Genomic DNA, 13,730 nt, shown 5'->3' with positions numbered 1-13,730 from the left:
CGATCACCCCCTGTCCTGCGGGAGGCCCAGGCTGCTCGCTGCGCGCGGAGTCGACTGAGACAGCGCCAGCGTGCCGTCGGGCAGCCGACGACGCCGGGCGGCGGAGTGTCCAGGCCGCTGCGAGTGGGCTTGCGGATCAGACTCGGGGGCCTCGACCTCGGCCGGGCCGCGTGCGGAGCGCCGGCGTCGTGATGTCGGGGGGTGAGCATCGTGGAGCCGGTCCGGGCCGCGCCGTGGGACCCCGGTGAAGACCACGCCCACGATCCGTGCCCGGGCTCGGGCCAGCAGGTCCAGTCCGGTGCTCAGCTGGGCCCGGGTGACTTCGCCGTAGCGGGCCACCACGATGACTCCGGTGGTGATCTGACCGAGCAGCGCCGCGTCGGAGGAGCTCAGCAGGGCGGAAGTGTCGATGATGGTGACGTCATAGGTCTCTGCGCAGGTCTCCAGCATCCCCGCCATGGAGTCCAGGCGAGTGGCCTCCAGGCGCTGATCGGTTCTGCGACCGGCGGGGACGACGTCGAGCCCGGGTTCGGCGTCTCGGAGGATCACGTCCTCGAGATAGGCCTTCCCCGAGAGCACCTCGGTCAGCCCCGTCGGGGTCAGGTCTCGAATCTGGCCCCTCTGGGACCGTCCGGCGCGCAGCTGCTGCACGAGATCAGGGTCCGCGAAGTCCGCTCCGATCAGCAGCGTCCGGCGACCGCCCTCGACCAGGGACCGAGCCAGGTTCAGCGCCACGGTGGTGCGGCCTTCACGCTCCAGGGAGCTGGTGACCACGTAGGAGCTCGGGGACCCGTGGGTCTCTCCGAACATCAGCCGCATGCGCACCTCACGGAAGGACGCTGCACACTCTGCGGGCCCCGGGGCCGAACGCTGCCTGTTGCCCGAGCTGGCCCTGGACCGTCGGATGACTCCCAGCAGGGGTGCCTCGACGAGGTCCTTGAGGTCGCGTGGGGTGCGGACCGCGGTGTCGAGGGCTTCCCGCAGGAACGCCAGGCCCAGGCCGAGCACCAGACCCACCGCGAGGCCGATCCCCAGCGTCACCTCGAGCCGGGGACTCACCGGACGCGTCGGCACCTCCGCCTCCTGGACCACTGCGAGCTCGACGAGCGGGACGGCATCGCTCGCGGCGCCGCTGACCGGACGATCGATCTCGTTGACCAGCTCCTGCAGGCTGGTCACCGTGGAGTTCGCGATGTCCGCGGCTGCCGCCGCGGTGTCTGCGCTGGCGGTGATCTCCAGCAGCGTGGTGCCCCCGAGCGCCTCTGCGTCGATGTCCTCAGCGAGCCGAGAGCTCGCCATCGGCAGCCGCAGCTCCTCGATCACCGGTCCCAGAACTGCGGGGGTGGTCACCAGGTCTGCGTAGGTCCCGGCACGCTGCTCGGCGAAGTCGCTGCCCTGCTGGAGCTCCTCGAGGTTCTCTCCGGAGGCGGCGGAGACGTAGATCTTGGTGGTCGCCGCGTAGGTGGTCGGCTGGAAGGGGTAGATCACCGCGGCCGCAGCGAGCGCGATCAGCAGGGTGAGCAGGATCGAGGCCCACCGCCGACGGCAGATGCGCACATAGTCGTGCATATTCATGAGTGACAACTTTCCCGGTGCATGGTCAGTAGTCACCGGGTGAGACGCCCCTGGACGGAGGGGCGTCTCTCACGGTGTGCTGACCACGCTAGGCCGGGACGAGTGCCGGGCGTCACAGTGGTGGGTGAACCCCCGCAGGGACTACCGGGGAACCCCCGTGATTCCCCGTGGTGCGAACGCTGAAATTGCTTGCATCATCAAGTCGCCCAGGTCAGAGGCAGGACGTCGAGGCGATTCAGGCGGAGCGCAGGTCGCCCTCATCCTCACCTTGGAGCATGCGCCGCAGGGCATGGCGGGACTCCAGCGCCAGCTTTCCGAGGGCATTGGCGACGTGATACTCCACCGTGCGCACCGAGAGCACCAGCTCCTCGGCGACATCCTTGTTGGAGAGCCCCTGACCCACCATCAGGGCGATCTCGCGTTCCCGGGTGGTCAGCGCGCTGAGCGCGAAACGGGCCTTGGAGCTGAGCCCCTCGGGCAGATCGATGATGCGCAGCCGCTCGCTGCCGGCGTTGGCGCCCGAGCCCGGCTTGCGCAGCGCCCGGAACACCTCGTCGGCCTGGTGGAAGAGGCCCTCGGCTCCGCAGCTCTGGAACATCGAGGCGGCCCAGAGCACCCATTCTGAAGCCTCGCCCACCTTCTCCTGGAGGGACTCCATGCCGAGCAGCACACAGTGACCCAGGTCCAGTGCGAGCAGACCCCGGTAGATGCTCAGCGCCCCGCCGTCGCCGGACACATGCGTGGACTTCAGCGACGGGATCCCTGAGACCGTGGACATGGCGGCACTGAGGTACTCATAGGCCGCCGGGTGTTTGCCCGCGCCCAGGGCGGAGAGTCCGCGCAGGTGCCGGAGCACGTAGTCACGCTGCACCGACGCGGAGTGCTCCTCGCCGCGGATCTTGGTGATCAGGGCGGGCAGCGCCTGTGCGCGGCCGGTATGGAAGAGCGAGCGGCCCAGGAGCACCGCGGGGGTGATCGCTGGGGACCAGATGTTCAGCTCGACCTGGAGCGCGAGCACGCTGCTCACCACCCGCTCGTGGTCCTGGGCGGAGGTGGCTCCCCAGGCCTCGATGAACCCCCAGCCGGCCTTGCCCAGGCTGGTGCCGGTCATGCGGCCGATATGGGCCCGGAGATCGAAGGGCCAGTCCTGCTCCTCGCGGTGACCGCGCGCGGCGGGAACCAGGTGCGCGGCGTTGAAGGCCATCGGCGCGATGTTGTCCTCGGTGATGTCCAGGACCTCGGAGGCTGCCGACTCCGCGAAGGTCTGCGCCTCGCCCCACAGTCCCGCTTCGAAGAGCAGGTAGGTCATGTGGATATGCGCCTGGGCCAGTGCCCGGCGATTGCGTCCGGGCCAGTTCTCGATGGCGGTGATCAGGTCCGCGTACGCCTCAGTGGGGTGGCCTGCGGTGCGCAGCAGCGCTCCGCGGGCCACCAGCAGCAGCATCTGGGCGGATTCCGTGCCCGGGACCCGACGGAGGTCCTCCAGGAGCACCTCCACCTCGCTGGAGAACGAGTGTGGCTGTTCGGCGTCGCCGATCCCCTCGAGCAGACGCCACAGCTGCAGGCTCGCGCGCAGCCCTCGGGCCTCCGCCAGCAGCTCCTCGGGCGCCGTGATTGCCGTGTCCTGGATCGGTTCCGCCGCAGCCAGCTGCGCCTCCAGGCTCGCCAGGGCTTCGACGGTGCGCTCGGCAACCTTGAACAGGTGCCAGTACGACCCGCGCAGCCCCGCCATGCGGGAGGCCTGCAGCACGGTGTCCGCATAGGAGAGCAGCGCCTTGGGCGAGGCGGCGGCGAGATCGAGTCCCCCTGCCAGGAAGCCCAGGGTGCCTTCGAGGTCACCTCGCATGAGGCTCTCGCGGGCCAGCACCCCGCGGCGCAGCACCGGATGGATGTCATCGTGGGTGTGCATCCAGCTGCTGGTCGATTCGATGTCGATCCAGGTGCCGGCTCGCAGCGCAGCGAAGGCCAGCGCCTCCAGCGTGGCGCCTGAGCGTTCGACCTCGAAGGCCAGCCGCAAGAGCTCCAAGGTCTCGGCGGTCTCACCGGACCGGCTGGCCAGACTCGCGGCATCGCTCAGCCCTGTCACGATCGCCGGGCGATCCGCCACCGAAGGATCCAGCAGCGCCGCATGGGCCTGATGGCGCACCGAGGCGAGGCCCACCTCCATCCGGGCCAGACGCATGTGCAGGTCGACCTTCTGCTCCCGGGGGAGATCCGCGACCAGGCACCGGGCGAAGATCCGATGCTGCAGGGAGAACCGCCCGGACTTCATCGACTCCTGGACCAGGCTGGATTCCCGCAGCGCCTCCACATCGAGGGTGTCGGTCCCGAGCAGCTCGCGCAGCTCGTGCACGGCGAGTGGGTACCGGGCCAGGGCCAGCATGCCGAGCGCACGCCGTACGTCCTCGGGGGCCTCCTCGGCGACCTGCCGGATGAGCAGCCGCTGGGTCTTCGCAGGGCCCAGACCCTTCTCCAGATCCCGCAGCGCCGCGTCCAGGGCGGCGGCACTGACTGCCTCCTCCTGGGTCGTGAGCTTCTCGATCACGTAGTTCACGAATGCCGGCAGCCCGCCGGTGCCTTCGTGGACCCGGCCGGCGACGTTGCTGCTGATCGGCAGTCCGGTCTCGCGCTGGAGCAGGGCGCGCAGCTCGGCCCGGCTGAAGGGCTCCAGCACGATGCGCTGCGCCTCTCCGGCCGTCTGGGTGTAACGAGTCAGACGCAGCAGCTCTGGGCGTGTGCTCAGGCGTCCGGTGACCAGAGAGAGCATCGGCACGTCTTCCACCTCGCGGATCGTCTGATAGATCACGTCCGCGGAGAGGGAGTCCATCCACTGCAGGTCCTCGATGACCAACACCACGGGTTCGGTGATGCCATCGGCCTGTTCTTGGATCAGAGCGGCGAGCCCGGCCTTCTCGGTGGGGGCTCGCAGGCGCTGCTTCTTGCGCAGCAGATGGGTGGCGGCGTATCCGGGGCTCTCCTGATCTGCGGCGTCGAGGTAGACGTTGGCTCGCGACCAGCCGGTGAGCCGGGAGACGGCTTCATTGAGCAGGGCGGTCTTCCCGACGCCCGGGTGCCCCTCGATCAGGATGAATCGCGGCTCCCCGGACGCACGGACGGCAGAGGCGGCCGCAGTGATCGCGGCCAGCTCGGACTCCCGGCCCAGAAACGTGGTCAATCTCGACATCAAAGCTCCCGTCACAGGTGGCACCCTGTCCGCTTCAGGGTACAGACATGGATGCCACCTGCTTCGGCACAGCTTATGTCACGGTTCTTCCCAGGAAAACGCCTGACGGGAAGATTTAGTTCAAATCTAAATATTGAATCCCAGGGCGCGCATCTGCTCCCGACCGTCGTCGGTGATCTTCTCCGGGCCCCACGGCGGCATCCAGACCCAGTTGAGCCGCCACTCATCGACCAGGCTGCCCACATGCTGTCCGACCTGCTCCTCGAGCACATCGGTGAGCGGGCAGGCGGCGGTGGTCAGCGTCATATCGATCAGCAGGGCACCGTCCTCGGCGTAGTTCAGGCCATAGAGCAGGCCCAGATCCACGACGTTGATCCCGAGCTCCGGGTCGATCACGTCCTTGAGGGCTTCCTCGACGTCTTCCAGCGGCGTCTGAGCCGCAGCGGGCGCGTCACTCATGGTGCGCTCCTTTCCTTCGAAGTTCTCTGCATCTGTGCGGGGCTTGCGTGTCATCTCAGGCGGTGTTGCCGCAGCCTTGCGGCTGGCTGTGGTGTCAGGGCGTGGCAGCTTCTGCCGGTTTCAACCGTGTCGGCTTCGGGTCTATGCCCGGCCGCGCGCCTGAACCAGGGCGTCGCGCAGCGCCATCCATCCCAGCAGAGCACATTTGATCCGTGCCGGATAGCGTGCCACACCGGTGAAGGCCGAGGCATCCTCGAGGGCCTCCTGCCGCACGGCATCGAGTTCCTTCCCGCGGGCCGCCATCAGGTCCCGGAAGTACCCGCCGAGTTCCTCGGCGCGGGTCACCGGGTGCCCGGTGACCAGCTCATGCATCACCGAGAGCGAGGCCTGGGAGATGGAGCATCCTTCTCCGGTCCACCCGAGCTGGAGGATCGTCTCTCCTGCCGGATCCAGGTTCACCCGTAGAGTGACCTGATCCCCGCAGGTGGGGTTGATCTGGAAGGACTCCCCGCCATAGTCGAGGAGTTCACCCGCGCCCTGACGCGCGCGGGCATGATCCAGGATGACCTGCTGGTAGAGCTGTTCCATCGCATCGGCCATCAGCTGGAGACCCCTCTCGGTGCGCGCCCGCCGGCGACCTCAGACGGGGTGAAGAACCTGCGGACCTCGTGCAGCCCCTGGATGAAGGCCTCGACATCGGCCGCGGTGGTGTAGACCCCGGCAGAGGCTCGGGCAGAGGCATGCACGCCCAGGCGACGGTGGATCGGCTGCGCGCAGTGGTGGCCCACCCGAACGGCGATCCCGGCGTCGTCGAGCACCTGGCCGACATCATGCGGGTGCACCCCGTCCACCTCGAAGGCGACGACGGCGAGCCGATCCGTGGCATCTGCGGGTCCCAGCACACGGACCCCGGGCACCGAGGCGATGCCCTCGAGCAGCAGCTCGGTCATCTGCTGCTCATGGGCGGCCACCTGGTCCATGCCCAGAGCATCGAGGTACTCCACCGCGGCGCGGAAGCCCACCACCTGAGCCACCATCTGGGTCCCGGCCTCGAAGCGCTGCGGCGGGGGCATGAAGCTGGTGGACTCCATGGTGACCACTTCCACCATGGACCCTCCGGTGAGGAAGGGCGGCAGGTCTTGGAGCAGCTCGGCACGGCCGTAGAGGGCGCCCACGCCGGTGGGTCCCACCATCTTGTGGGCGGAGAATGCCGCGAAGTCGACGTCCAGGCCATGAAAGTCCACCGGCATGTGCGCGGCGGTCTGGCAGGCGTCGAGCACCACGTAGGCACCCACGGCTCGGGCTCGGGCCACCAGCGCGGGGACATCGGTGATCGCCCCGGTGACGTTGGATGCGTGCGTGATGGCCACCACCCGGGTGCGCTCCCCGATCACCGAGAAGCTCTCCGGATCCAGGCGCCCCTCGGCGGTGACCGAGATCCAGCGCAGGGTGGCGCCGGTCTTCGCGGCCAGCTGCTGCCAGGGCACCAGGTTCGCGTGGTGTTCAGCCTCGCTGACCACGATCTCATCCCCCGGCGTCAGCGCGAAGCGCGACCGGGCCTGCGCGCTGACCGCCTCGAAGGCGGGGCTGGCAGGTCCCGCCGCGGCGGCGAGGCTGGCATTGAGGAAGCCGTAGGCCACCAGGTTCAGCGCTTCGGTGGCATTCTTGGTCCAGACGATCTCATCGGTGTCGGCACCGAGGAAGCCGGCCACCGTCTCACGGGCGGTCTCGTAGGCCTCGGTGGCCTCTTCGGCGATCTGGTGCGCCCCGCGGTGCACCGCAGCATTGGTCTGGGAGTAGAACCCCGACTCGGCGTCGATGACCTGCTGCGGCTTCTGCGCGGTGGCCCCAGAGTCCAGGTACACCAGGGACTTCCCGCCGCGGACCGTGCGGCCCAGCAGCGGGAAGTCAGCCCTGATGGTGTCTGGATTCAACACTGTGCTGCTCAGGCCTGGACCGGGGCGAGGAAACGGTCGTAGCCGTTGGCCTCGAGCTCGTCGGCCAGCTCCGGCCCGCCCTGCTCGGCGACGCGGCCGTCGACGAAGACGTGGACGAACTGCGGGGTGATGTAGTTCAGGATCCGCGTGTAGTGGGTGATCAGCAGGGTGCCCATGTCGTTCTCGGAGTGCGCCCGGTTGACACCGTCGGAGACCACGCGCAGGGCGTCGATGTCCAGACCGGAGTCGGTCTCGTCGAGCACGGCGAACTTGGGCTTGAACAGCTCCATCTGCAGGATCTCCACGCGCTTCTTCTCACCGCCGGAGAAGCCCTCGTTGACGTTGCGGTTGGCGAAGTCGGCGTCGATCTTGAGCTTCTCCATGGCGCCGCGGACGTCCTTGGTCCAGGTGCGCAGCTTCGGGGCCTCGCCGTCGATGGCGGTCTTGGCGGTGCGCAGGAAGTTGGTCATGGTCACCCCGGGGACCTCCACGGGGTACTGCATGGCCAGGAACAGGCCTGCGCGGGCTCGCTCGTCCACGGACATCTCCAGCACGTCTTCGCCGTCCATGGTGATGGTCCCGGAGGTCACCTGGTAGCGCGGGTGCCCCGCGATGGTGGAGGCCAGTGTGGACTTCCCGGAGCCGTTGGGGCCCATGATGGCGTGGATCTCGCCGGACTTGATGGTCAGGGTGACGCCTTTGAGGATCTCTTTGGAGCCCTGCTCGGTCTCGATGGAGACGTGCAGGTCCTTGATCTCGAGAGTAGACATTCTTTGCGTGTCCTTTGCTTGGTTCTGTGAGGTGTTGATGATGGAGCGAACGAGCCGCGGCGGCCCCGGGGGTCAGCTGAGACCGGGCAGCGGAGGCTGTCTCTAGAAGCCGGCGATCTTCAGTTCGTTCTCCAGATCCTGCTGGACGCTGTCCTCGATCGACTCCACGCCGATGGCCTGGACGATCTCGTTGAGGAACCCGCGCACCACGAGCTGGCGGGCCTCTTTCTCGGGGATGCCGCGAGCCATCAGGTAGAACAGGTGGTTCTCGTCGAAGCGTCCGGTGGAGGAGGCGTGTCCTGCACCCTCGATGAGTCCGGTCTCGATCTCCAGGTTCGGGATCGAGTCGGCGCGGGCGCCGTCGGTGAGGATCAGGTTCTGGTTCTTCTCATAGGAGTCGGTGCCCTCGGCCGCCTTGCGGATGAGCACGTCACCGACCCAGACGGTGCGCGCGTCCTGGCCCTGCAGTGCGCCCTTGTAGAGCACATTGGAGCTGTTCCGCGGGGAGTTGTGGTCCACGAAGCTGCGGTGCTCCAGGTGCTGGCCGGCATCGGCGAAGTAAAGACCATACATGGCCGCTTCCCCACCCTCGGCCGCGTAGCGGACGTTGGAGTTCAGCCGCACGACCTCGCCGCCCAGGGTGACCGAGATGTGCTTGTACTTCGCGTCACGACCCACCTCGGCGTCCTGCTGGCCCACGTGGATGGCGTCCTCGTCCCAGCGCTGCAGGGAGACCACGGTGACGTCGGAGCCGTCGCGCGCGATCACCTCCACGTTGAGGTTGGCATCGGCGGAGCCGCGGTGCTCCATGACGAAGACCACCTTGGAGTGCGTGCCGGCCTCGAGCACGAGGTGCCCGTTGGCGCGCTGGCCGGCGGCCTCACCGGTGATGTCCAGGAACACCGGCTCGGTCAGCTCGGTGTCGGCGGCGACCTTGATGTGATCGGCCTTCTCGGTCTGGCTGTACCCGACGACGGCGGCGCGATCGGCTGCCGAGAACACGGTGCCGCGCGGTGACTGGGCCTGGGCGAGCTCGCCCTGGGTGACGCCCTCGGCCAGGTTGCGGACCTTCAGGCGCACCGGGGTCTGGGTGGCCGCGTCGGAGAGCACCCGGCCCAGCTTCTTCAGCGGAGAGAAGCGCCACTCCTCCTCGCGCCCGGTGGGCACGGCGAAGTCGGCGACGTCCAGGCTGGTGGTGCGGTCGGCGCGGGAGCCGCCGGACTTGGCCTTGACGGTGGACTCGCCGAGGCCGCCATGGGTGTGTTCGGTCTCCTCATGGGCGGTGGCGAGGTTCTCGCCCTCCTCGCTCATGCCGGGGATCGTGATGCGGGCTTCCCCGACCTCGACTCCTGCGACCTGTTCCGCCTGATCGGCGGACGCGGAATTCGTCATGTGTTTCTCTTCCCTTGTTTCTTCATGCGCGGGTCTGCGTGCGCGGTTCAACGGAGGCGCTGCGGTGGACGGCAGGCCCCAGCCGCCCGGCTCCTGTGCGGGACCGGGCGGCTGGGAGGCTGCCTGGAGAACGCTGGGTCAGCCGACCGAGCCTTCCATCTGCAGCTCGATCAGGCGGTTGAGCTCCAGGGCATACTCCATGGGCAGCTCGCGGGCGATCGGCTCGATGAAGCCGCGCACGATCATCGCCATGGCCTCGTCCTCGGCCAGGCCGCGGGCCATCAGGTAGAAGAGCTGGTCCTCAGAGACCTTCGAGACCGTGGCCTCGTGGCCCAGGGTGACGTCGTCTTCGCGGATGTCGATGTACGGGTAGGTGTCGGACCGGGAGATCGTGTCCACCAGCAGGGCGTCGCAGACCACCGAGTTCGCGGAGTTCGAGGCGCCCTCGTTGATCTGGACCAGACCGCGGTACGCCGCGCGTCCACCATTGCGGGCCACGGACTTCGAGACGATCGTGGAGGAGGTGTTCGGCGCCATGTGGACCATCTTGGAACCGGTGTCCTGGTGCTGGCCCTCGCCGGCGAAGGCCACCGAGAGCGTCTCGCCCTTGGCGTGCTCACCGGTGAGGTAGACGGCGGGGTACTTCATGGTCACCTTGGACCCGATGTTGCCGTCGATCCACTCCATGGTGCCGCCGGCGTCGACCACGGCGCGCTTGGTCACCAGGTTGTACACGTTGGTGGACCAGTTCTGGATGGTGGTGTAGCGAACGCGGGCGTTCTTCTTCACCACGATCTCCACGACGGCGGAGTGCAGCGAGTCGGAGTCATAGATCGGAGCGGTGCAGCCTTCGATGTAGTGGACGTAGGAGTCCTCGTCCGCGATGATCAGGGTCCGCTCGAACTGACCCATGTTCTCGGTGTTGATCCGGAAGTAGGCCTGCAGCGGGATCTCCACGTGCACGCCCTTGGGGACGTAGACGAAGGAGCCGCCGGACCACACGGCGGTGTTCAGCGCCGCGAACTTGTTGTCGCCCACCGGGATGACCGAGCCGAAGTACTCCTCGAAGAACTCAGGGTGCTCCTTCAGGGCGGTGTCGGTGTCCATGAAGATCACGCCCTGCTCCTCCAGGTCCTCGCGGATCTGGTGGTAGACGACCTCGGACTCGTACTGGGCTGCGACGCCGGAGACCAGACGCTCACGCTCGGCCTCGGGGATTCCGAGCTTCTCGTAGGTGTTGCGGATGTCCTCGGGGAGATCCTCCCAGGTCTTCGCCTGCTTCTCGGTGGAGCGCACGAAGTACTTGATGTTGTCGAAGTCGATCCCGGAGAGGTCAGCACCCCACATGGGCATAGGCTTGCGCTGGAAGTACTTCAGGCCCTTCTTGCGCAGCTTGAGCATCCACTCGGCTTCGCTCTTCTTCGAGGAGATGTCCTCCACGACCGCTTCGTCGATGCCACGCTTGGCGTTGGCTCCGGCGGTGTCGGAGTCCGACCAGCCGTATTCGTAGGATCCGATGCCGTGGAGCTCGGGGTTGCGCTCCAAGATGTCGGAGATGACCCCCTGGTCGTTCTCGCGCTGGATCTGCTCGGTCATGACAACCTCTCTTGTTGACGGGGGGAGATGACGATTCGCTTTCGTCCGCCGCTGACCTTGCGCGACTGATGTGTCGCACCGTCTGCGGCGCTGATCTGTAGTTCTGCCTCTGCGCTGGCAGCGGCACGCGCCCGCTGCTCTGCGGCGAGCTTCTCGCGGCCCACAGGGACGTGGGTGGTGCAGACATGGGCACCGGCCGCCTGTGTGGAGAGCCGCCTGACATCGACGTCGAGCAGGCGGGAGATCACATCGGTCTCCTCCTCACAGAACACCGGATGGGCCGCGGCTATTTCCCGGATCGGGCAGTGACCCTGACACAGCTGGGTGGACTGCATGGCCAGAAGTGGGTTGTCTCGGCCCACCAGGCGGGTGAACCCGGCGAACCCGGCCTCGTTGAAGAGCTCCGAGAGACGCTCGGTGCGCGCATCGAGGTCCTCGATCGCGGAGAGCTCCGGCTCCCAGCGCCGCTCGAAGTCGGAGAAGTACTCCCGGGCCAGCCCGGCCGCTGCGGAGATCTCCGCCTCGGGAGCGGCGGGTCCCTCTTCCAGCAGCCCCAGTGCGGTCTTGACCAGGCCGAGGTAGTCATCACCCATGGTGCGCTGGCCGCGCTGGGAGACCACGTAGCGTCGCGAGGGCCGGCCGGCCCCGCGGCGCCGCGTCGTGACATTCTTGACCTCGAGGATGCCTTGTTCGGTCATCGCGTCCAGGTGGCGGCGCACCGCGGCTGCGGTGAGCTGGAGCTGGTCCCCCAGTGCGGCGGCACTGATCGGGCCCTCCTCGACCACCAGCTGCAGGACCCGCTGCCGGGTGGTGCTCTCCGCCTCGCGGATCACCTCGGCCGGGGCGCCGGGCTCGGCTGCGTCCACCTCAGGTGAGGCAGGCGCTGCGGCGGCAGACTCGGACGCGGGCGAATACATGACTCTATTCTGACCTATTCAGAACAAAGCCGCCAGCAAGGTCGACCTAAGTAGTGCTCAGTGCCCGCAGGCCTGGTCCCGGCGTCGCATCGCCAGCACGTGGAACAGGACCCGGAGCGTCCCCCGCGATCTTCTACGGGGTGTAGAAATGTAGACTGGTGCGGTGCCCCAGTTTTCGCCCTGTCTGACTCTGCGCCACGTGCGCTATGCCGTCGGCTCAGCTCGCAGCCCGCAGGGACTCAAGGAGATCCTGCGCGGCGTGGACCTCACGGCTCGTTCCGGGGAGGTCACGGTCCTGCTCGGGCCCAACGGCGCCGGCAAGACGACCACGCTCAGCTGCGCCCAAGGACTGCTGCATCCCTCTCAGGGCACCGTCGCGCTGCTGGGCGAGGACCCCTTCCGGGCTGACGCGAAGCTCCGCGCTCGGGTCGGGGTGATGCTCCAGGACGGTGGCATGCCGCAATCGGTCCAGCCCCGCGCGCTGCTTCATCATGTGGCTGCCCTGCACCAGAACCCCTGGCCGGTGGAGGACCTGGTGGAGCGGCTGGGCATGGGTGATTTCCTGCGCACCTCCATCCGCCGCCTCTCCGGCGGACAGAGGCAGCGGGTCGCGCTGGCCGCCAGTCTGCTCGGCCGCCCCGAGGTGGTCTTCCTGGACGAGCCCACCGCCGGACTGGACCCGCAGTCCCGGCAGACCGTCTTCGCGCTGATCGGGGAGCTCCGGGAAATGGGAATGGGCATCGTCTTGACCACCCACCTGCTCGAGGAGGCCCAGAAGCTCGCGGATTCGGTCTTCATCCTCAAGGACGGCGAAGTGGTGCGCCACGGATCCGTCGCCGAGCTCACCGGCGCCGGGTCGGCGGGCACCGGGTCCACCGACGGCGCGGCGCGCCGGATGGTCTTCACGGCGGCCAGAACCCTGACCCGCGCCGAGATCGCGAGCGCACCGGTGAGCATCGAGCTCGACGGCGGCACCGATAACGCCCCAGGTGCCACCTGGACGACCTCGCGCCTGACCGGCCCGGCACAGCTTCGCGAACTCGCGGCCTGGTGGGAGCTGATCGACATGATGCCCGTGGAGGTCCGTATGGAGGCTCGCACACTGGAAGACGTCTTTTGGGAGGTCTCTGCCGCATGAGCTCTCTGCACGCTCCGCTGGCGCCGGCGCCGCGCCCGGCCATCCGCCGGGTGCTTGCGCACGGACTCTACGAGACCCGCAATGTGCTGCGAAACGGCGAGCAGCTGCTGGTCTCGCTGATCCTGCCGCTGCTGGTGCTCTTCGGCGCCCATCGCCTGGAGCTGATCACCTCCGCCGGGACTCCCAGCATCGATGTGATCACCCCCGGCGTGCTGGCCCTGGCCGTGATGGCCTCGGCGTTCACCGGCCAGGGCATCGCCACCGGCTTCGAACGGCAGTACGGGGTGCTGGCGTATCTGGCCACCACACCCCTGGGAGCCACGGGCCTGATCCTGGGCAAAGCCATCGCCGTGCTCGCGGTGGTCGCCGTGCAGGTGCTGGTGATCGGCGCCGCCGGGCTGATCCTGGGGTGGAGCCCAGACCCGGTGGGACTGGTGTGGCTGGGCGTCGTCGTCGTCCTGGGCGCCACCGCGTTCACCGCGCTGGGGCTGCTGCTGGCCGGCACGGTGCGCGCCGAGGCGACCCTGGCCCTGACCAATGTCATCTGGGTGCTGCTCGGCGCCGCCGGCGGCTCGGTGTTCCCGCTCAACCACGACGGCGCCGGGGCGCTGCTGCTGCTGCTTCCCTCCGCAGCGCTGGGTGAGGGCCTGCGCTCCGCGTCCTTCGATGGCTCGTTCCCTGTCCTGGAAGCTCTGATTCTCGCCGGGTGGGCCGCACTGGCCGTCCTGGCCGCACGAAGGTGGTTCAACTGGCGATGAAGTT

At 68.1% G+C, this 13,730-nt stretch carries 11 protein-coding genes; 2 read left to right on the top strand and 9 right to left on the bottom strand.

The annotated features are described in order from the left end of the window. Positions 1-3 precede the first annotated feature (3 nt). The 9 genes from HNR24_RS02660 to HNR24_RS02620 all read right to left on the bottom strand — a co-directional run bounded on the left by HNR24_RS02660 (position 4) and on the right by HNR24_RS02620 (position 11,830). Positions 4-1,575, bottom strand: a complete 1,572-nt coding sequence (locus HNR24_RS02660) for a tyrosine-protein kinase domain-containing protein (RefSeq protein WP_083504918.1) — start codon at positions 1,573-1,575, stop codon at positions 4-6. 235 nt (positions 1,576-1,810) lie between these two features. Beyond that, complete coding sequence (locus HNR24_RS02655; RefSeq protein WP_182494937.1) at positions 1,811-4,759, bottom strand: helix-turn-helix transcriptional regulator; 2,949 nt, start codon at positions 4,757-4,759, stop codon at positions 1,811-1,813. 126 nt (positions 4,760-4,885) lie between these two features. After that, entirely contained in the window at positions 4,886-5,218 is a 333-nt protein-coding gene (locus tag HNR24_RS02650) for a metal-sulfur cluster assembly factor (RefSeq protein ID WP_058889463.1), read from the bottom strand. 141 nt (positions 5,219-5,359) lie between these two features. Next, positions 5,360-5,818 (bottom strand): Fe-S cluster assembly sulfur transfer protein SufU, encoded by a 459-nt coding sequence (sufU, locus tag HNR24_RS02645; protein ID WP_182494936.1) that lies wholly within the window; start codon positions 5,816-5,818, stop codon positions 5,360-5,362. After that, on the bottom strand, positions 5,818-7,152 hold the full coding sequence (locus tag HNR24_RS02640; protein WP_310735368.1) for a cysteine desulfurase: 1,335 nt from the start codon (positions 7,150-7,152) through the stop codon (positions 5,818-5,820). The genes sufU and HNR24_RS02640 overlap by 1 nt, the downstream gene beginning before the upstream one ends. Before the next feature lie 11 nt (positions 7,153-7,163). Beyond that, complete coding sequence (gene sufC / locus HNR24_RS02635; protein ID WP_179442572.1) at positions 7,164-7,925, bottom strand: Fe-S cluster assembly ATPase SufC; 762 nt, start codon at positions 7,923-7,925, stop codon at positions 7,164-7,166. A gap of 102 nt (positions 7,926-8,027) precedes the next feature. Further along, a complete protein-coding gene (sufD, locus tag HNR24_RS02630; protein ID WP_179442574.1) occupies positions 8,028-9,317 on the bottom strand; it encodes a Fe-S cluster assembly protein SufD in 1,290 nt (429 codons plus the stop codon). 138 nt (positions 9,318-9,455) lie between these two features. After that, positions 9,456-10,913, bottom strand: a complete 1,458-nt coding sequence (sufB, locus tag HNR24_RS02625) for a Fe-S cluster assembly protein SufB (protein WP_182494935.1) — start codon at positions 10,911-10,913, stop codon at positions 9,456-9,458. Beyond that, complete coding sequence (locus tag HNR24_RS02620) at positions 10,910-11,830, bottom strand: helix-turn-helix transcriptional regulator (RefSeq protein WP_182494934.1); 921 nt, start codon at positions 11,828-11,830, stop codon at positions 10,910-10,912. Before HNR24_RS02620 ends, sufB begins: the two co-directional genes overlap by 4 nt. A 163-nt stretch (positions 11,831-11,993) precedes the next feature. Between HNR24_RS02620 and HNR24_RS02615 the strand changes: the two genes are divergently transcribed. Together HNR24_RS02615 and HNR24_RS02610 are read left to right on the top strand one after the other, a co-directional pair. Further along, positions 11,994-12,968, top strand: a complete 975-nt coding sequence (locus tag HNR24_RS02615) for an ABC transporter ATP-binding protein (protein ID WP_310735367.1) — start codon at positions 11,994-11,996, stop codon at positions 12,966-12,968. Continuing rightward, positions 12,965-13,726: an ABC transporter permease gene (locus HNR24_RS02610; protein WP_179442577.1), complete on the top strand. Its 762-nt coding sequence runs from the start codon at positions 12,965-12,967 to the stop codon at positions 13,724-13,726. The genes HNR24_RS02615 and HNR24_RS02610 overlap by 4 nt, the downstream gene beginning before the upstream one ends. Positions 13,727-13,730: the final 4 nt, after the last annotated feature.

It is taken from the genome of Nesterenkonia sandarakina (assembly GCF_014138825.1).
In the GTDB taxonomy this organism is placed as follows: domain Bacteria; phylum Actinomycetota; class Actinomycetes; order Actinomycetales; family Micrococcaceae; genus Nesterenkonia; species Nesterenkonia sandarakina.
Note: the sequence above shows the minus strand (reverse complement) of the source record. Positions and strands in the feature narration are given on the sequence as shown.